This window comes from Legionella rubrilucens (assembly GCF_001468125.1).
Classification (GTDB): Bacteria; Pseudomonadota; Gammaproteobacteria; order Legionellales; family Legionellaceae; genus Legionella_C; species Legionella_C rubrilucens.
The window spans coordinates 133,329-150,655 of record NZ_LNYT01000006.1 but is presented as its reverse complement, the minus strand read 5'-3'; the positions used below and the strand labels follow the sequence as shown (position 1 = coordinate 150,655).

The following is a 17,327-nucleotide window of genomic DNA, read 5'->3' as shown; positions in this document are numbered from 1 at the left end:
AGTTAATTAAACATGTCTGAAAGTTTCAAAGAATTATTTGAGCAAAGTATCGTTGGTGCTCAATTTTATCCTGGCGCAATAATCACTGCAAAAGTAATCGATATCGATGACGATTTCGTCACCCTTAACGCGGGTTTGAAATCAGAAGGGATTGTCGCTGTCGAAGAATTCCAGGACAAGAATGGCGAGTTGGAAGTCCATGTCGGCGACATGGTCGAAGTCGCTTTGGATTCGGTCGAAGACGGCTATGGCGAAACCCTGCTGTCCCGTGAAAAAGCCAAACGTCAGGAAGCCTGGCGCAAACTGTCCAAGTGCCACGAAAACAACGATACAGTAACCGGCTTGATTTCTGGCAAGGTTAAAGGTGGTTTCACTGTTGAAATCGGTACAATCCGTGCATTCCTGCCAGGTTCTTTGGTTGATGTCAGACCTGTACGTGATCCATCCTACCTCGAAGGCAAAGAGCTTGAGTTTAAAGTAATCAAAATGGATCTGAAGCGAAACAACATCGTTGTTTCCCGACGTGCTGTTGTCGAAGAAGAAAGCAGCGCGGATCGTCAGGCCCTGCTGGAATCGCTGCATGATGGCCAGGTTTTGAATGGTATTGTCAAAAACCTCACGGATTACGGTGCCTTCATTGACCTTGGCGGTATCGACGGTCTGCTGCATATCACCGATATCTCCTGGAAACGCGTCAAGCACCCAAGTGAAGTGCTGTCTGTCGGCCAGGATGTCAAAGTAAAAGTATTGAGCTTTGACAGCGAGCGTAACCGCGTGTCCTTAGGCATGAAACAATTAGGGAATGATCCCTGGGTTGATCTGGTTGAGCGTTATCCTGTCGGTAAGAAATTGCAGGGTAAAGTGACCAACATCACCGATTACGGCTGCTTCGTTGAAATCGAAGAGGGCGTTGAAGGCCTGGTCCACATGTCTGAAATGGATTGGACCAACAAAAACGTTCACCCCAGCAAAGTGGTTTCCATGGGCGACGTGGTGGATGTCATGGTTCTTGAGATCGATGAAGAACGACGTCGTATTTCCCTGGGCATGAAGCAATGTGTCGGCAATCCCTGGCATCAATTTGCTCAAACCCACAGCAAGGGTCAAAAAGTTACCGGTAAAATCCGATCAATCACTGATTTTGGTATTTTCATCGGTCTTGACGGCGAAATCGACGGCCTGGTCCACTTGTCTGACATTTCCTGGAATACACCAGGCGAAGAAGCAGTCAAGCAGTTCAAGAAAGGTCAGGAGCTTGAAGCCGTTATTCTTGCGATTGATGCCGAGCGTGAGCGAATTTCCTTAGGTCTTAAGCAACTGGAAGGTGATAACTTCACAAGCTACGTTGAAGAGAATACCAAGGGCGCTATTGTCAAAGGTAAAGTCGTTGCCGTTGATCCAAAAACAGTCACTGTTGAATTAATGCAGGATGTGATTGGAACCATTCGTGCCAATGAATTATCTGAAGACAAAGTCGATGATGCGACCACGTTCTTTAAAGAAGGCGATGATGTTGAAGCGAAAATTGTCAATGTTGACAAGAAGAATCGCACCATCTCCCTCTCGATTAAGGCGAAAGACGCACAAGACCAGGCTGAAGCAATCAAGAAATACTCACGTAGCGGCGAAATGGCCTCCACGACACTGGGTGATCTCTTGAAAGAGAAAATGGCCAGCAAAGATGTTGAATAAACATCGGTAAGGAAAAAAAGCGTAGTTTACTACGCTTTTTTTTTGTGATTGACTTAGAGCACTTCATTTGAATACCCTGGTTGGATTAATGAACATTCGTCTGTGCCAGGTTTCAGCCTAAAAGCGTGTGTAAGCGTATAAGGATAAATGCAATGCGTCTTTTGATGATATTGTTTTATTTGTTGTTGATTTTGGTTGGTGTGAGCTTTGCGGCTTTAAATGCCAGTTCTGTCGAAGTGAACTTTTACGTGACCACGGTGACAATGCCCATCTCCATTTTAATGACAATCATGCTCGGAATAGGGATTGTGGTTGGCTTTTTAATCTTTCTTTTGCGCTATTGGCGGCTTAAGCGCGAATTAGCCAGAGTAAGAAACCAGTTACGTCTGACGGAGAAAGAAATTAAAAATTTAAGGGATATACCATTAAAAGATCAACATTGAAGCGAAGGTTTGACAGCGTTTCAGAAATTAAGATAAAACCGCCCCGTTGTGATGATTTCAATCAATTGATTATTCGTCATGGAGACCGTTGATGATTAATTTATGGCCATTGTTATTACCCGCCGCAGCCTGGTCAGGCTGGTGGGTTGCTAATCGAAGCTTTGCTGGCAAAGAATTGAAGGCAGGAAACCGCTTATCAAGAGAATATGTCGTTGGTCTTAATTATCTGTTGGATGAGCAGCCCGATAAAGCAGTGGATGTGTTCATTAAACTGCTGGAAGTCGACAGTGAAACGGTTGAAACCCATCTGGCACTGGGCAGTTTATTTCGTCGTCGTGGTGAAGTGGATCGTGCCATCCGAATTCATCAAAATTTAATTGCTCGCCCGCAGTTGAGTCTTGTGGAAAGAAAGGAAGCGCTCATGGCCTTGGGGCAGGATTACATGAGCGCTGGTGTGTTTGATCGCGCCGAACGCATTTTTCTTGAAGTGGTCGAGCTTGGCGGAGCGCGGGAAACCTCCAGTCTGCAAGGGCTGCTTGCCATCTATCAGCAGGAGAAATCCTGGGAAAATGCGCTGGACGTCATTAAAAAGCTGGAACTGTCAACCGGACAGAGCATGCACATGCAGGCCGCACATTACTATTGTGAAATTGCCGCCCAGGCCTTGAAAACCAATGCCCTCGAAAAAGCACAGAATGCGATTAAACAAGCGCTTTTAATAGATAAAATGTCAGTTCGGGGCAGTTTAATGCAGGCGTCTTTCGACATGGAGCAGGGCCGCTTCAAACAGGCGATTCGTTCACTCAAACGAGTACCACAGCAGGATCCCGAGTTTTTAAGTGAAATCATTGAACCGCTGGTCATTTGCCATCGCCATCTGGATTGCATGAATGAATGCGTGGCTTATCTGGAAGACACACTAAATGATCATCCGCGCGCGTCCACTATTTTTGTGATTGGTGATTACCTGCGCAGGGAAAAAAGCATGGATGCCGCCATTGATTTTGTTTCAGAGCAATTGAGCACTTACCCGTCGATCAAGGGACTCAACCGCCTGATTTGCTGGCATCTTGAAACAGCGCATGGCAAAGTGCGGGACAAGCTGCAAATGCTTTATGACATTACCAGCAAGTTTCTTGATAATAAACCCATTTATCGCTGCACCCAGTGTGGATTTGGCGGTAAACACTTACATTGGCATTGCCCAAGTTGTAAGCAGTGGGGTAGAATGAAACCTGTTCATGGATTAGAGGGAGATTAGGTTTTATCCTGATTTCTGGTTTAAATCGCTTTTAACGAGAACATTATGCAATTTATCGACCTTAAAAAGCAGTATCAATTAATCGAAAACGACGTGCTAAACAGTATTAAAAAAGTACTGGATCATGGCCAATACATCATGGGACCCGAGATTGGTCTGCTGGAACGTCAACTGGCTGACTTTGTCGGTACCCGCCATGCCATTGTCAATGCCAGCGGCACAGATGCTCTGTTAATGGCGCTTCTGGCACTTGAAATTGGACCCGGCGATGAAGTGATTACCAGCCCATTCAGTTTTTTCGCGACAGCAGAAGTGATTGCCCTATGTCAGGCCAAGCCCGTTTTTGTCGATATTGATCCTGCGACTTATAATCTCGATGTTAAAAAACTGGAAGCAGCAATTACCCCGAACACAAAAGCGATTATGCCAGTCAGCCTCTATGGCCAGACCGCAGATATGGTGTCAATTAATCAAATTGCCAAAAAATACGGTTTGCCGGTGGTTGAAGACGCAGCGCAAAGTTTTGGCGCCACCCAGAATGGCCATTATTCCTGCGCGTTATCCACCATTGGCTGCACGAGTTTCTTCCCATCAAAACCCTTGGGCGGTTACGGGGACTCCGGTGCCTGTTTTACAGATGATGACATTCTCGCTGAGCGCCTGGTTGAAATTCGCATTCATGGCCAGAATGCCCGTTACTGCCATCGCCGCATAGGAATCAATGGCCGCATGGACACCCTGCAGGCTGCTATCCTGATTGAGAAGATGAAGCTATTTCCTAAAGAAATTGAACTGCGCCAGCAAGTGGCTGAGCGTTACATGCATTTATTGGATGGCATTGCCCAGACCCCCGTTGTTAAAGCAGGCAATACCAGTGTGTATGCCCAATTCACTATTGAAGTCCCTCATCGTGAACAATTCCAAAAGGAAATGCAGATTTTGGGCATTCCTACGGCTGTGCATTACCCGGTTGCCATGCATGAACAGGAAGCCCTGCAGTATTTAGGCTATAAAACCGGCGACTTCCCATGCGCAGAAGCAGCCAGTAAGCGTGTGGTCAGCTTGCCGATGCATCCTTATTTGACGATGGAAGAACAAAACAGGGTGGTTGATGCTGTAAAAAAGTGTATCGCCTTATCGGTTGAAGTCGCCTGATGACGACCGAACTGATTGTCGCCCTTGATTTTCATCATGAGACTGATGCGTTAAGGCTTGTTGAAAAGATAAACCCGGCTCATTGCGCCCTCAAGGTGGGCAATGAGCTGTTTACCCTGCTTGGGCCTGCGTTTGTAAAAAAACTGATTGATCAGCAATTCAAGGTGTTTCTGGATTTGAAATTTCATGACATACCGAATACGGTCGCGCGTGCCTGCGCGGCGGCTGCGGAAATGGGTGTCTGGATGATCAACCTCCATGCCTCCGGTGGTTTGGCAATGATGCGCGCGGCAAAAAACGCACTGGATGCTTTCGGCAAAGACAAGCCCCTGCTGATTGCAGTCACGGTGTTAACCAGTATGAACTCACTGCAATTGCCCGAAATAGGCATCGATACCTCCATTGCCAATCAGGTTAATCGTCTGGCTCACCTGACGCACCAGGCGGAACTGGACGGCGTTGTCTGTTCGGCATTGGAAGCCCCCATAGTCAAGCAACTGTGTGGAGATGATTTTTTAACCGTGACCCCCGGAATTCGTTTGCCTGGCGATGCGGCCGATGATCAATCACGCATTGTAACACCCAGGGATGCCTTTATGATGGGCAGCGACTACCTGGTCATGGGCCGTTCCATTACCCGCTCACCCAATCCTGATCAGGTGATTGCTGACATTCTAGCCTCTCTGGCTGATTAATAGACCCGTGTCTTGTTAACAGACACGTGTATCGTTTAATAAACTTCTCCCTTCCGTATTCAATTCTGCGATGATTTATGTTAGTTATTAAATTGGATAAATAATTTAGCAGTCAGGCCACTTTGGACGAAACGTGGTTCATACGATCACATAACAAAGGGATTTATTATGGCTCGAGAAAATGTGTTAAGTGATTTGTTACGTAGAAATTGTACTGAACATCCCAACACGCGTCTTCTTCAAAAAATACTCCTTTGTGTTCATCGAGGCTGGTTTAGAGTCAATGGCCTGGCCCCAGACAACCATTATACGCTGGGGGATTACCTGCTTGATGACGAACGTATTATTTTCGATTACACCCGTCTAAGCGATGAAGCGAAGGAAAAATTTATCCAATGGTTTTTAATGCCCCATTATCAGGATGCTCAAAAAGCGTTCTTAAGCGGGGTGGCGACGAATGATTACCGGGGATATACGGCAGAGGTCGGTTTAAGCTGGTGGGGTCGTATTATCAATCTTCTTTATTATCGCCGCAAAGCCTACCACTGGCCGCTCACCCCGCTGGAATTAACCCTGAACTATCAGTTAACAGGCATTGACATCTGTCCAGATAAATACGGCCTGCTGATTGGACTTAAGCAATTTGCCACCGAAAATAATGGCAGTAAATACCGCGATCCGGAGGATAATCAGCTTACCCCTTTGCGGAATGCCAAACGCCTGATATTAACCGACAGGTTAGTTGAAAATTTAATCAATGATGATCCTGGCTCTCTGAATTATGATGACATGATCTTTAATCCGCATCCTTACGCCATTCGTGTTCCTCTACATAACCAGCGTATGGAGGAGATGTACGAATACCGCCAGACGCAGCGGTTTATCACCACACAAACCTGGTACCAGCGCTTGTGGCGCTGGATTAAATCCTGGTACGAAAAGCCTAATAACGAATATGAACTGGAAGAATTCAAATTCAGGGAAAAAAATTACCAACCGCTGATCGAAGAGGATGACGTGATTGTGTCAGAGCGGCCATCCACGGGGGAAATTCTGATAACCGAAAAACGTCCTGAGCTTGACAACATGGTGTTTTGCGGTGGCGGCGGAAAAATTTTTGCCCACGTAGGGGCTTATAAAGCCTGTGAAGAGGCCGGTATCACGCCAACCCGATTTGCGGGGAGCTCGGCTGGCGCCATCATGGCTGTGTTGTGTTATTTAGGTTATTCCTCCGGAGAGATATTGAATTTCTTTAAAGAGTTCAGGCAGGAAAACCTGATTCACTTTGACATTGACAGTTCAGGCATGTCAGACACCCAGGCAGTAAAAGGGGCCCTGGATTTTATGGTGACGCAGAAAGTGAACCAAATCATTCAACGCTACGGGATTGACACCACCGCCAAAGGCCGAAAGTTCCTTTCTGAAGAAGTGCTTTATAATAATAAAATCACCTTTGCCTCACTTAAAGCGCTTAAAGAGCGTTACCCGGATTGTGGACTCGGTAATGAGTTGATTGTTACTGCCACCAACATGCCGCAACGTAAAACCCGTTATTTCTCGAGCACGACCTCGCCGGATCTTGAAGTCAGTGCAGCAGTAACCATTTCGGCCAGCCTGCCTGTGGTTTTTAAACCCACCATTTTTGAAGGAGAACGCTACAATGATGGCGGCATATTAAACAATCTTCCTACGAATGTCTTTCATGACAATCACTCCACCTTACTGACTTCAGAATATGGCAATTGCTTAAGTTTGCTTGCTTTTCAATTTGACAATGGTTGTGAACGCGGCTTACTCGACAAGCTGGTTGATCGTATCTATCGTGAAAATTTTATCTGGAACTGGATCTATGGTTTTTTAACCGGGGTGAAAGATCCGGTCAGCGGCTGGGAGCAGGATCGCTTAAGGCTGATGCAGCACAGCAATCAAGTGGTCCTGCTGCCTACCGGGAATGTGTCCGCGACTCAGTTTAATATTACCCCGGAAGAGCAGGCTATGTTGATGCAGTACGGTGAGGAAGCCGTAAAAAATTACATTACCCCTCGTTACGACACTAACCAGGGCGCTAAGGCGCGTAATGAAGAATACATGTATGCCAATTTTGCTAGTATCGAAGAGGCGCTTTATTTTACCTGCTTCCGTAATCGCAAAGACTGGTTTGAGCGTCTGGCTGCCATCGCCCTGAAACGTGGGATGACGGCTGAGAAAATCAAAGAGATACGCGAGCGTCATTTCCCGGAATCCAGGCCAGAACCCATCAGGGCGCCGTCGGCCATTGACGGTGATTTTTTTAATGCAGGCCTTTCCTCCTGGCTTCGCCGCGTCAACACGCTGTGCAACATGCAGATTTTTGAATGCCTGTTTCCCATTTTTTTAAAATTGCCTACCTGTGTTTTTAAAAAGCCGGCTGACTTGAAAATCTATAAAGTGGCAAGGCATTCCTTTGCCTTGAGCAATCCCCATCAAAGCCTTGATATGCTGCTTAAAATCAATGGCGACGTGCATGTTTTATTTGCCATCCTAAAACACATCACCTCGAGGTTAAATGTCGAATCGTTAAAGGAACAATGCCAGCAATTGAAATGCTTTGAAGCGATTCTCAATAACAAATGGATGATCGAAGAACCGGTGTTCTATGGAAACTGGGATTTAACCCCCGAGCAGGCCAGCCGATTGTTTAAAGCCTTTAAGACCGGTAATCTAAACACAGTACGCGTTATCTGTTCCAGCTTAAAGAATAAAGAGGAGCCCCTGCAGACAGTCGTTAAGGGGCTGGGGGATGAACTCATTTACACGGATGAACATTATGAGGACACTGATTACTGGAGCATCACGGGGAATAGGGCAAGCCATAGCCTTTGAGTTTGCAAGGCAGGGGCACGATGTGGTTCTCGTAGCCCGTGAGGAGCCGCGGCTCAATGAACTGGCAGCCACGCTTCGATTAAAATTCGATATTCAGGCTGACAGCATAGCCATGGATTTAAGCCGTCCCGGCAGTGCACAGCAGTTGATAAATTCCCTTGAAGAAAAACAACTGGACATTGAATGCCTGATTAATAATGCCGGCATCGGCTGTCTGGCTGATTTTGTAGACATGGATGGGGAAACAGTCAATGCCACGATGCAATTGAACATGGTCTGTTTAACCGAACTGACTCACCATTACGCTGCCCGTTTCAGCAAACTTGGCCGTGGAAAAATTTTACAGGTGGCCTCAACGGCTGGTTTTCAACCGGGGCCGCGCATGTCAGTTTACTACGCTACGAAAGCCTATGTGATTTCCCTCTCAGTGGCTCTGGCCTATGAATTGAAACCGCATGGGGTGACGGTTTCGATCCTGTGTCCTGGTCCAACAGAAACCGATTTTATGGAAAGGGCTCACATGAAGGGCTCCTGGCTGGCCCGCGGCATTATTGGCTTAATGAGTGCAGAAAAAGTTGCCCGTAAGGCTTACAGCGGATTAAATAACAATCAATTGTTTATTATTCCCGGTATAATGAATAAAATTCTGGTTTTTGCTGCGAAACTCTCCCCCCGGTTTATGTCCACGAGAATTGTCGCTTTTTTTCATCGAAAACAGGTTTAAGGTGGAATGTCGAATCATTTAAATCATTATTATCTACAACAGATGGGAATAGAACCCTGGATTTTACGTGAGGGTCACGCCGGGTGCGAAAAACAATTAAAGCAATTGATGAGCGCCGTGGCTTCGTGCAGACGGTGCCCGCTTGCCGATACCCGTACCCAGACGGTTTTTTCCCGCGGTAATCCCAATGCGAAACTCATGGTTATTGGTGAGGCCCCGGGATTTTATGAGGATAAACAAGGCAAGCCGTTTGTCGGCAAGGCCGGTATGTTGCTTGATCGCATGCTAAAGAGCATTGGATTGGGCGAACAGCAGGTATACATTGCCAATGTCTTAAAATGCCGTCCGCCGGATAATCGTGATCCAGCGGCTGACGAAATTGAACAGTGCCGCGACTACCTGGTACGACAAATTGAATTGGTGTCGCCCGCATTACTCCTCGCCCTGGGGCGTTTTGCCGGGCAATTCCTTATGGGTAAAATTACGCCTTTGAATCAGATGAGGACTAAATTACACTATTATCAAGCGATTCCTTTTTTAGTTACCTATCATCCGGCTTATCTTTTACGCAATCCAAAAGACAAAAAACAAGCGTTTAGCGACTTACTTTTGGTTAAACAACGATTGTCAAGCGGCGACGAACAGCAGGCAACGGGCCTTCAGTCTCGTTGAATTGTTAATCAGCCTCGCTTTGTTCACCCTGTTGTTGGGTTTTTATCTGGGAATGAATGCAAATAACCAGTTAAAAACGCAAGTGTCGGTGGCGCAGCACCGGTTGACACAAGCCGTGCAATTTGCCCGTAATCAAGCCCTGGTTAAGCATTCGGTACTGATTTTACACCCGTTGGAGCAGGGCAATTGGGCAAAGGGAATGGTGCTGGTTAAAGACCCTGCCGAGCATCGTTTCAGCCATCAGGAGGAGGTAGTGTATGAATGGCACGACCTACGCAGTCCATTAACCATTACCTGGTCCGGGTTTCACTCGCCCGACGCTTTGATTTTCAGCCATGCCCTTGGACATGCCGCCCTCAATGGTCATTTTTCCATTGGTTATCAAGGGGTTGAACTTGGCCGGATTATTATCAACCGGCTGGGTCGACTCTGCGTAGTTAATTACATTTAACACCAAAATAGCCTATAATTTATACAGAATTTCCGGAAAATGGTGATTATTTTGAAAGGGACGTGCCGAGCGGGGTTTACCCTGACAGAGTTTATGGTCACCCTGGCTGTGGCAGGAATTTTTATGGCTGTGGGCGTACCGGCCTATTATTCGTTAATTCAAAACAACAAGGCCGTGGGGATGACCAATAAACTATCGGCAAGTTTCAGCTATGCCCGCATGGAGGCCATTAAACGGGGGATTCGCGTTTCTGTTTGTCCAGCCGCCAACGCGGCTTTAAATGCCTGCGGTAACGGGGCGCAATGGGCGCAGGGCTGGATTGTTTTTCTTGACGCCAATAACAACAATACCATTGATTCAGCCGCCGACGTGGTTAAAATACAGGAAGCGTTGCCAGCAGGTACAACCGTCAATGCCAATCTGGGGATAGTCAGTTATGACAGTTCGGGCTTTGTGACCAGCGGGGCGTTGAATATGACCATCTCTGCTGCGGGTTGCAGCGGTAATAACGCCCGGTCGTTAGCCATCACGTCCAGTGGCCGATTAAGCATTGGTAAAATGAGCTGCCCTTAACCTGCATCCATTCTCATTCTGTATTTCCCCCTGTTCTCAATGCTATACTGCATGCGTTTTGCTAGCCGCTGATTGCTTATGCCATTTAAAATTTTACCAGCACTGACCCGCTCATTTAAGCCGCCTGAGACGTTGCTTCCCTGGTTGACGCATGCAGACGAGCTTTCCGCCAAATTGCGTCAGACGGCGGGTAGGGTGGACCTTCATGTATTAAAGCAGAATTGGGTCCCAACCGGCTGGTGGGAAAAATCAGTCCTGGGTTTAACCTTGGCCTCGGTCGTTCAGCGCGAGGTGATTGTCTCTGCTGGTGGGACGCCTTGCTGGTATGGACGCACCGTCATTCCTGGGACGACCTGGTTAAAAAATCAGTCATTCTTTGCGCGATTGCGGCAGGAGTCTTTAGGCGCTCTTGTTTTTTACACGGATGGCGTGGTGCGTGTCCGTTCTGATTATTATGCGGTAAACTCAACCTGCATGGAGTATTATTGGCCTGACAGGGTGTTAACTCAGAATGAATCCCTGCTTTGGATTCGCCTGTCAGAATTCAGTATTTCTGACCAATACCCGTTTAACCTAATCGAAATTTTATTGCCTGGACTTTTGCGAGTAATCTGATGGATGTACAGTCTTATCTGCGTCTGATGCGTTTTCATAAACCCGCTGGCACGCTGTTATTATGGGCCCCAACGGCCTGGGCTTTATGGATAGGTTCTCAGGGGACACCGCCTGTCGCGTTGCTCCTTTATTTTTTCTTAGGCACAGTCATCATGCGCGCTGCCGGTTGCGTCATGAATGATATTGCCGATCGGCACATTGACTGCCACGTACAGCGCACACGGGAAAGGCCCTTAACCAGCGGTCAATTGACGCTTCGACAGGCGGCAGGCACTCTTTTCGTGTTGCTGTGTCTGGCGTTATTCATTCTTGTGCAATTGCCCTATGCCTGTTTTTATTATGCCCTGATCGCCTTGTTTTTAACGTTCGTTTACCCTTTTTGCAAGCGGATTATCGCCTGTCCGCAACTGGTTTTGGGCTTGGCGTTTTCGATGGGGATCCCCATGGCGTTTGCTGCCTTGCATCGTCCGGTGGATTTATCCATGACGTTGTTATTTATGATTAATTTTGCCTGGATTGTGGCTTATGATACGGAATATGCCATGGCCGACAGACAAGATGATTTACGCATAGGCGTCAAATCCACGGCCATTTATTTTGCGCAATGGGATAAATTGATCATTGGTGTCCTGCAGGTCATTCTGCATGGCTTATGGCTGCTGTTAGCCTTTATTTCCTCCCTGTCGCTGCCTTTTTTCCTTTGCTGGTTAGCAGGCGGGGGGCTTTTAGTGTATCAGCAATGGCTTATCTCCGAGAGAAAGGAAACCGCCTGCCTTAAGGCATTTTCGGTCAACAGTTGCTATGGTCTGATTCTTTGGATAGGGTTAATTCTCAATGTCTTGCTTAAGTAATCCAGAATAGGCTTACGCAACCTTCATCCAATGGCTTTATTGAGACCTGTTCCCCTTTCATGGATGCCCGCCTGCGCGGGCAATACAGCAGATGTGCCCTCAGGTAGGTCATCTTATGCTCCCTTGTCCTGCCCGCGCAGGCGGGCACCCATTCGAAACCCGAATGGGGATGCTTGGGACTAAGCGGGCAAGACAGCAGATGTGCCCTCAGGTAGGCATCTTATGCTCCCTTCCTGTCCTGCCCGCGCAGGCGGGCATCCATTCGAAATCCGGATGGGGGATGCTTGGGACTAAGCGGGCAAGACAGCAGATATGCTTTCAGGTAGGGTCATCTTATGCTCCCTTGTCCTGCCCGCGCAGGCGGGCATCCATTCGAAATCCGGATGGGGGATGCTTGGGACTAAGCAGGCAATACCACGCGACTAAGGGGATTGAATGAGCTCATCCAATAAGCTGCTGGCGCCAATCCTGAACCAGCTTTTTTGAACAGGTTTGTCCAGGTAATATTCTGCCAGATGAATGAAGGCTAAGGCGTGTGATTTCTGTTTTACTCCACCGGATACCTTGATCCCGCAGGCCGAGTTGCTGTCATAAATGGCTTTCAGTAAGGTGAAAACTGCAAGCGGTGTGGCCCCGATCGCTATTTTACCTGTTGAGGTTTTTAGAAAATCGCAACCTTGCTCGATGATCTCGCGGCAGGCTCGGTAAAGGGTTTCGACTGAAGGGAAAGCGCCGGTTTCGAGGATTACTTTAAAGCCAACCTGTTTATTCCGGCAAAGTTGGTAAAGAGTCCGGCAATGGTTCAGGGCATGGGCTGTTTTTCCCTTTAAATAATCCGTATAAGGGAAAACATAATCAATTTCATCCGCTTGCCCCTCGTCAATGGCCCGACGGGCATCCTCTTCAACCGCCGCCAGCGACTGGACTCCCCCGGGAAAATTCACGACCGTGGCTCGCTTAAGCGGCAGGCTCCGAGGCAGGTGAAGCAGATGGTTCGGATAAACACAGGCAGCAGCGACGGGGTATTGGGTTATTTTTTCCACGAATTGCGACAGAGCCTGTTCGTCTGCTCCGGTATCGAGCAGCGTCAAATCAAGCAGCGTTAGTATTTCTTCAGCGCTTACAATGCGCTGGTTTGGGTCACGCTCCAGGCATTGAAGTGTTTGGCTGTACTCGCTTTCGATGGTCATGCAAGTCCTGCAATGAAGGTTTTAACCAAACGGTTTAATTTTTCTGCTGCCTGAGAAGCCATCATGACTACCGCTTCATGGCTGTGGCTGCAACTGGCTAAACCGGTGGCATAATTGGTAATGGTTGCAATAACCGCCACCTTCATGCCGCAATGGTTGGCCACCAGTACTTCAGGTACTGTCGACATGCCCACGGCATCCGCACCCCAGATGCGAAAAGCACGAATTTCTGCCGCGGTTTCATAATTAGGACCCAATATGGATAAATACACGCCCTGATGAAGATTGATGTGTTCTTTTAGGGCTATCTGCAGCAGCGTATGACGTGTGGCTTTGTCGTAAGCATTATCCAGAGGGAAAAAACGTGGGCCAAATTCGTCGTCATTCGGTCCAACCAATGGATTGCCCGGTTGCAGGTTGATATGATCGGTAATAAGCATTAACTCCCCGGGCCCGACGTCTTCCCGTAAAGAACCGGAGGCGTTTGTGGCAAAAAAATATTCGCAACCCAGTAACTTTAACGTACGGACATAGGTTTTAACCACGCTGTAATCGACGCCTTCGTACGTGTGGGCACGGCCTTGCAAACACACCACGCCAACCCCATGCAAATAACCCAGGACCAGCTTGCTGCCGTGACCATGCACGGAGGTTTTGGGAAAGCCGGGTAGTTCGGCATAATCAATGGATACGGCATTTTCCAATTGCTCAGCAAAACTGCCTAAGCCGGAGCCTAAAACGATACCAATGGCTGGGCTGAAGTCAGGAACACGGGTCTTAATTTCCGCTGCTGCCAGATGGGCCGGGCTCAAATTCGTCTGCGTCATTTTTCTTCCAATATCTCTTGGTTACAAATCGCTGCTGACTATACTCATTATCGACTGGGCTTACAAGACGTTAAGACTACGCAAGATTTTTTTTGCAGTTAAATGGCTTATAAATGAAGGCGTTAATCAGGAAGCACCATCATTTGATAGTTAACCCAGTGTCCTGGCAGCAGGCAAACACGCTTGCGTTCTTATTGTTGTCATTATCCAATCAGGTTACTATAGGTCATTTTGTTGATTAATTTCATTCATGCCCACAGTCCAAAGAAGAAGAATTGCTTTACTGACCGTTGTCGTCCTCCTTATCCTGATTAACTTAAGTCTGCGGATCATGCACTATTGGGCGAATCGCCAGATGACCACCAACATGTTGCCCACACCGACAGCGGATTCTGTCAATACCAGGAAAAAAGAGGTATCCCCCTGGCAACCACTGAGCAGAGGGGTGATGGAAACCGTACAGGTTGTTCCTGGCACCCGTGTGATTTATGCGGGGGGCTTTGATGCCCTGAATGATGACAATGGGCCGGTGTACAAATCGCTTGACGGTGGGAAAAGCTGGGTGGTTGCAAGTCAGGGTTTTCCTGAGAATGCACTGGTGAACGCCGTGGTTCCCTTAAACGAAAACAAAGTCTATGCCGCTACCTGGGGCGCCGGCGTTTTTAAAACAGAAGACGGCGGCAAGACCTGGTTGAGTATCAATGAAGGCTTACCGGGTAAGGATATCCTTGCGATGTCGGTTGTGGATGAGAACACGCTGTATGTCAGTACCTCAGGTAAGTTGACGTCGCGCGGCGGTATTTTTAAAACAGTCGATGGCGGCGCCCATTGGCAACGCGTCTACAAGACCTGGCCTAACCGGGTGTTAAGCCTGGATGCGGTTGATGCCAATACGGTTTATGCGGGCATAAGCCCCGGATGGGCTACCAACGGGACACTCATTAAAACCACCGATGGCGGGGCGCATTGGTCGACGCTGTACGTTGGATCCCGTCACCTGCAGATAACCAATCTCGCAGCCTACGATGCCAATACTGTCTATGCAGCCACCTCGGAAGGTCTGTTAAAAACCACCGATGGCGGCCGCTACTGGATGGCGGTCAATGGCGGTTTACCCATCTCCTTTAACGCCACCACGTATTCCCTGTCAGGACTTTACGTTGACAATGACAAACTGGTTTACGTTGGGGCAAGAACCGATGCGGCGCGAAGCGGGGCGGTTTATTATACGGTGGATGGCGGCGTGCACTGGTTTTCAGCCCGGAAGGGGTTAAAAACCGATTCAGTCAACAGTATCTCGGCGTTAAAAAATGGTATCGTTTATATCGGTACCAATCAGGGGATATTTAAATCACAGATTCGGTAAAAATTACACAATCTGACATAAGTTTAGAGAAGGCTCTTCGTTAGCTTTTACTGTCTGGCGAGCCAGCCTGAAATCAGCTTGGGCGTTCGTGTAGTGCATTAATTCGATGAGGTCGTTTTTATGCAGTGTCTCAGCCAATTCCGGGAATGAGTAGCCCATGATGAGGGCTGTTATTTCAAGGGGCAATCGAAGCAGGTTTTCATAAATCCGGCGTGCGTCTGGTGAGGCAGCGGGGTTTTCGTTTTGTTTGCCAAAAAAAGTCATGGCGTTTTTCATTTTCAGTAATTTCTGAATGTAACTTTTATTCAAATGAACTCCTTGCTGCAATAAGAGAGCGGAACACTTGGGGGAAAAGATAATGGTTTTATGGAAATCGGTTTTAGGGTGAAATTCAAGGGGCAGGTATTTTTTCAAAAAGGTCAATTCCTGCTCGATGATCGCGTGATTTGGTTTGCCCTTGGCATAAATGTCCCGATAGGCCGGATTGCCTGGCATATCCATAGCAAGGCAACCGTCCTGTCGAAGGGTGAATTCTGCGTCGCTAAACAGCCACCATTCGGTATAATTCCAGGTGTAATGCCCCTTGTCATGAGCCAGTTGACCAATCGCAGGTCGGAAAAATCGTTTTTTTGCCTCCAGGCCTAAATTGTCGACAAGGTGGATTAATTCAACCTTTCGGTAGGTCAAGAGCGATTGAGTCATTTCAATCAGCATCCTGATTTGGCTGTAATGATCAAGTGGTGAGGCAAGAAGCTTATTGGCAGAGGTATAGAGGATGAGATACCGGTTTTTCATGTCCAGGCATTCACTAAACGACTTGCCCTGTTGCCTGGCAAAATGATCGACTTTGGCCAGGGCATCAAGCGTCGAGCGGTAAAGGGGAAGAGAACACTGCCATGAGAGGATGGTCGCTGTTAATCGTTGTGTCACCTGCTGACGCGGCAATGAACGTGCAAGGAGGTTTTCCAGCGGTTGGATTAGCTGGCCTTCCGATACCTTTTCGTAAAGAACCGAATCGCTGAGCACGGTGTGATCAAATTCCCTGTTTTCAAGGTAGGCATCAATGGCTGCAAGGAAATCCAACGCCATGAGACGATGATGCGGCAAGCGATAGTGTATGGATGTAATTCTTGAGAGGAAGGGTTTATTCTGGTAATTCAACTCAATGAAGAAGTCAGGCTCCTCAGCAATTAACTCTGTAATCTGAAGCTCCTTCTGAAAAGCCACCGCATCCATGGGATAACTTCTATTGAACAAATCCAGAAACCTGTGCAGGACATGCCCTGCGTTCTTTTTGTGGTTATACCAGATTTCTTCCTGCTCGTTCTCGAAGAAAGAAAGCGTTTCAAACAGGACAACAATGTCATGATCATTGTATTGAGTAACGATATTTAAAAGGCGCACGTTTCATCCTTGAAACAGGAAGGTGGTTTATTTTAATGAGAATAAGCCTTTGTTTCAATGAGAAAAATACCAATACCCCTTCTGACTGCCAGGGTCAGTGTACTTCCTCAACTGTCAGCGCAAATCCATTTTTAAATTATCCAGCACCCGTTGAATCAAGCCCTGAAGCTCAATTTTTTCTGCTTCACTGAAACCCTGCAGCGCATGTTCGTTGAGGCGATTGGCATTGTCAGCGAGCATGGATTCTGTCTGTTTGCCTTTTTCGCTGAGGTAGATTAATACCGCACGCCGATCCGTGGGGCTGGGTTGGCGATAAATGAAGCCGTCGCGTTCCATGCGATCCAGGGTTCTTACCGCGGTTGGCTGCTCCACGTCGATGCGTTGCACCAGGTCGGTTTGCGTCAACCCGTCCTGATTTAAAAGCTCCATCAAAATAAACGTGTACGCATGATTGATGTCATGCGGCTTTAATAATTCATTGGCGCGTTTCAGCAGCAGCCGATTGGTTTTTTTTAACAGGGTTGACAGGTACATGGTTTCCTTCTA

General features: G+C 47.6%; 17 protein-coding genes. 13 read left to right on the top strand and 4 right to left on the bottom strand.

The window, feature by feature from the left end; genetic code table 11:
* Nucleotides 1–12 precede the first annotated feature (12 nt).
* From rpsA to ubiA, 12 genes are all read left to right on the top strand, one after another.
* The gene (gene rpsA / locus Lrub_RS02890; protein WP_058530705.1) at nucleotides 13–1,692 is read left to right on the top strand and encodes a 30S ribosomal protein S1; all 1,680 of its coding nucleotides are present in this window, start codon (nucleotides 13–15) and stop codon (nucleotides 1,690–1,692) included.
* A gap of 152 nt (nucleotides 1,693–1,844) precedes the next feature.
* Nucleotides 1,845–2,135 (top strand): lipopolysaccharide assembly protein LapA domain-containing protein, encoded by a 291-nt coding sequence (locus Lrub_RS02885; RefSeq protein WP_058530704.1) that lies wholly within the window; start codon nucleotides 1,845–1,847, stop codon nucleotides 2,133–2,135.
* A gap of 91 nt (nucleotides 2,136–2,226) precedes the next feature.
* A complete protein-coding gene (gene lapB, locus Lrub_RS02880; RefSeq protein ID WP_058530703.1) occupies nucleotides 2,227–3,396 on the top strand; it encodes a lipopolysaccharide assembly protein LapB in 1,170 nt (389 codons plus the stop codon).
* 45 nt (nucleotides 3,397–3,441) lie between these two features.
* The gene (locus tag Lrub_RS02875; protein ID WP_058530702.1) at nucleotides 3,442–4,551 is read left to right on the top strand and encodes a DegT/DnrJ/EryC1/StrS family aminotransferase; all 1,110 of its coding nucleotides are present in this window, start codon (nucleotides 3,442–3,444) and stop codon (nucleotides 4,549–4,551) included.
* Complete coding sequence (pyrF, locus tag Lrub_RS02870; protein WP_058530701.1) at nucleotides 4,551–5,246, top strand: orotidine-5'-phosphate decarboxylase; 696 nt, start codon at nucleotides 4,551–4,553, stop codon at nucleotides 5,244–5,246. Before Lrub_RS02875 ends, pyrF begins: the two co-directional genes overlap by 1 nt.
* 168 nt (nucleotides 5,247–5,414) lie before the next feature.
* On the top strand, nucleotides 5,415–8,108 hold the full coding sequence (gene vpdC / locus Lrub_RS02865; RefSeq protein WP_058530700.1) for a Dot/Icm T4SS effector VpdC: 2,694 nt from the start codon (nucleotides 5,415–5,417) through the stop codon (nucleotides 8,106–8,108).
* A complete protein-coding gene (locus Lrub_RS02860) occupies nucleotides 8,053–8,832 on the top strand; it encodes an SDR family NAD(P)-dependent oxidoreductase (protein WP_058530699.1) in 780 nt (259 codons plus the stop codon). Before vpdC ends, Lrub_RS02860 begins: the two co-directional genes overlap by 56 nt.
* 6 nt (nucleotides 8,833–8,838) lie before the next feature.
* Nucleotides 8,839–9,504, top strand: a complete 666-nt coding sequence (locus Lrub_RS02855) for a uracil-DNA glycosylase (protein ID WP_058530698.1) — start codon at nucleotides 8,839–8,841, stop codon at nucleotides 9,502–9,504.
* A 52-nt stretch (nucleotides 9,505–9,556) separates the two neighbouring features.
* Entirely contained in the window at nucleotides 9,557–9,955 is a 399-nt protein-coding gene (locus Lrub_RS02850) for a GspH/FimT family protein (RefSeq protein ID WP_237760737.1), read from the top strand.
* Between the two features lie 39 nt (nucleotides 9,956–9,994).
* Nucleotides 9,995–10,528: a GspH/FimT family pseudopilin gene (locus tag Lrub_RS02845; RefSeq protein ID WP_082651422.1), complete on the top strand. Its 534-nt coding sequence runs from the start codon at nucleotides 9,995–9,997 to the stop codon at nucleotides 10,526–10,528.
* Between the two features lie 78 nt (nucleotides 10,529–10,606).
* Nucleotides 10,607–11,143: a chorismate--pyruvate lyase family protein gene (locus tag Lrub_RS02840; RefSeq protein ID WP_058530695.1), complete on the top strand. Its 537-nt coding sequence runs from the start codon at nucleotides 10,607–10,609 to the stop codon at nucleotides 11,141–11,143.
* Nucleotides 11,140–11,994 carry a 4-hydroxybenzoate octaprenyltransferase gene (gene ubiA / locus Lrub_RS02835; RefSeq protein ID WP_193392347.1) on the top strand — a complete coding sequence of 285 codons (855 nt, stop codon included), beginning with the start codon at nucleotides 11,140–11,142 and terminating at the stop codon, nucleotides 11,992–11,994. The genes Lrub_RS02840 and ubiA overlap by 4 nt, the downstream gene beginning before the upstream one ends.
* Before the next feature lie 422 nt (nucleotides 11,995–12,416).
* Here ubiA and Lrub_RS02830 read toward each other — a convergent pair whose 3' ends face one another.
* Together Lrub_RS02830 and Lrub_RS02825 are read right to left on the bottom strand one after the other, a co-directional pair.
* Nucleotides 12,417–13,184, bottom strand: a complete 768-nt coding sequence (locus Lrub_RS02830) for a hypothetical protein (protein ID WP_058530694.1) — start codon at nucleotides 13,182–13,184, stop codon at nucleotides 12,417–12,419.
* Nucleotides 13,181–14,011 carry a purine-nucleoside phosphorylase gene (locus tag Lrub_RS02825; protein ID WP_058530693.1) on the bottom strand — a complete coding sequence of 277 codons (831 nt, stop codon included), beginning with the start codon at nucleotides 14,009–14,011 and terminating at the stop codon, nucleotides 13,181–13,183. The genes Lrub_RS02830 and Lrub_RS02825 overlap by 4 nt, the downstream gene beginning before the upstream one ends.
* Nucleotides 14,012–14,261: 250 nt before the next feature.
* Between Lrub_RS02825 and Lrub_RS02820 the strand changes: the two genes are divergently transcribed.
* The gene (locus tag Lrub_RS02820; protein WP_058530692.1) at nucleotides 14,262–15,377 is read left to right on the top strand and encodes a WD40/YVTN/BNR-like repeat-containing protein; all 1,116 of its coding nucleotides are present in this window, start codon (nucleotides 14,262–14,264) and stop codon (nucleotides 15,375–15,377) included.
* Between the two features lie 3 nt (nucleotides 15,378–15,380).
* On the opposite strand, the gene Lrub_RS02815 is transcribed toward Lrub_RS02820, so the two are convergent.
* Nucleotides 15,381–16,781 (bottom strand): hypothetical protein, encoded by a 1,401-nt coding sequence (locus tag Lrub_RS02815; RefSeq protein ID WP_058530691.1) that lies wholly within the window; start codon nucleotides 16,779–16,781, stop codon nucleotides 15,381–15,383.
* Nucleotides 16,782–16,895: 114 nt separating this feature from the next.
* Nucleotides 16,896–17,315: a MarR family winged helix-turn-helix transcriptional regulator gene (locus tag Lrub_RS02810; protein WP_058530690.1), complete on the bottom strand. Its 420-nt coding sequence runs from the start codon at nucleotides 17,313–17,315 to the stop codon at nucleotides 16,896–16,898.
* Nucleotides 17,316–17,327: the final 12 nt, after the last annotated feature.

Coding starts and splice junctions, on each gene's coding strand:
- rpsA (WP_058530705.1), top strand. CDS start 13: ATGTCTGAAAGTTTCAAAGAATTATTTGAGCAAAGTATCGTTGGTGCT.
- Lrub_RS02885 (WP_058530704.1), top strand. CDS start 1,845: ATGCGTCTTTTGATGATATTGTTTTATTTGTTGTTGATTTTGGTTGGT.
- lapB (WP_058530703.1), top strand. CDS start 2,227: ATGATTAATTTATGGCCATTGTTATTACCCGCCGCAGCCTGGTCAGGC.
- Lrub_RS02875 (WP_058530702.1), top strand. CDS start 3,442: ATGCAATTTATCGACCTTAAAAAGCAGTATCAATTAATCGAAAACGAC.
- pyrF (WP_058530701.1), top strand. CDS start 4,551: ATGACGACCGAACTGATTGTCGCCCTTGATTTTCATCATGAGACTGAT.
- vpdC (WP_058530700.1), top strand. CDS start 5,415: ATGGCTCGAGAAAATGTGTTAAGTGATTTGTTACGTAGAAATTGTACT.
- Lrub_RS02860 (WP_058530699.1), top strand. CDS start 8,053: ATGAGGACACTGATTACTGGAGCATCACGGGGAATAGGGCAAGCCATA.
- Lrub_RS02855 (WP_058530698.1), top strand. CDS start 8,839: ATGTCGAATCATTTAAATCATTATTATCTACAACAGATGGGAATAGAA.
- Lrub_RS02850 (WP_237760737.1), top strand. CDS start 9,557: ATGAATGCAAATAACCAGTTAAAAACGCAAGTGTCGGTGGCGCAGCAC.
- Lrub_RS02845 (WP_082651422.1), top strand. CDS start 9,995: ATGGTGATTATTTTGAAAGGGACGTGCCGAGCGGGGTTTACCCTGACA.
- Lrub_RS02840 (WP_058530695.1), top strand. CDS start 10,607: ATGCCATTTAAAATTTTACCAGCACTGACCCGCTCATTTAAGCCGCCT.
- Lrub_RS02830 (WP_058530694.1), bottom strand. CDS start 13,184: ATGACCATCGAAAGCGAGTACAGCCAAACACTTCAATGCCTGGAGCGT.
- Lrub_RS02825 (WP_058530693.1), bottom strand. CDS start 14,011: ATGACGCAGACGAATTTGAGCCCGGCCCATCTGGCAGCAGCGGAAATT.
- Lrub_RS02820 (WP_058530692.1), top strand. CDS start 14,262: ATGCCCACAGTCCAAAGAAGAAGAATTGCTTTACTGACCGTTGTCGTC.
- Lrub_RS02810 (WP_058530690.1), bottom strand. CDS start 17,315: ATGTACCTGTCAACCCTGTTAAAAAAAACCAATCGGCTGCTGCTGAAA.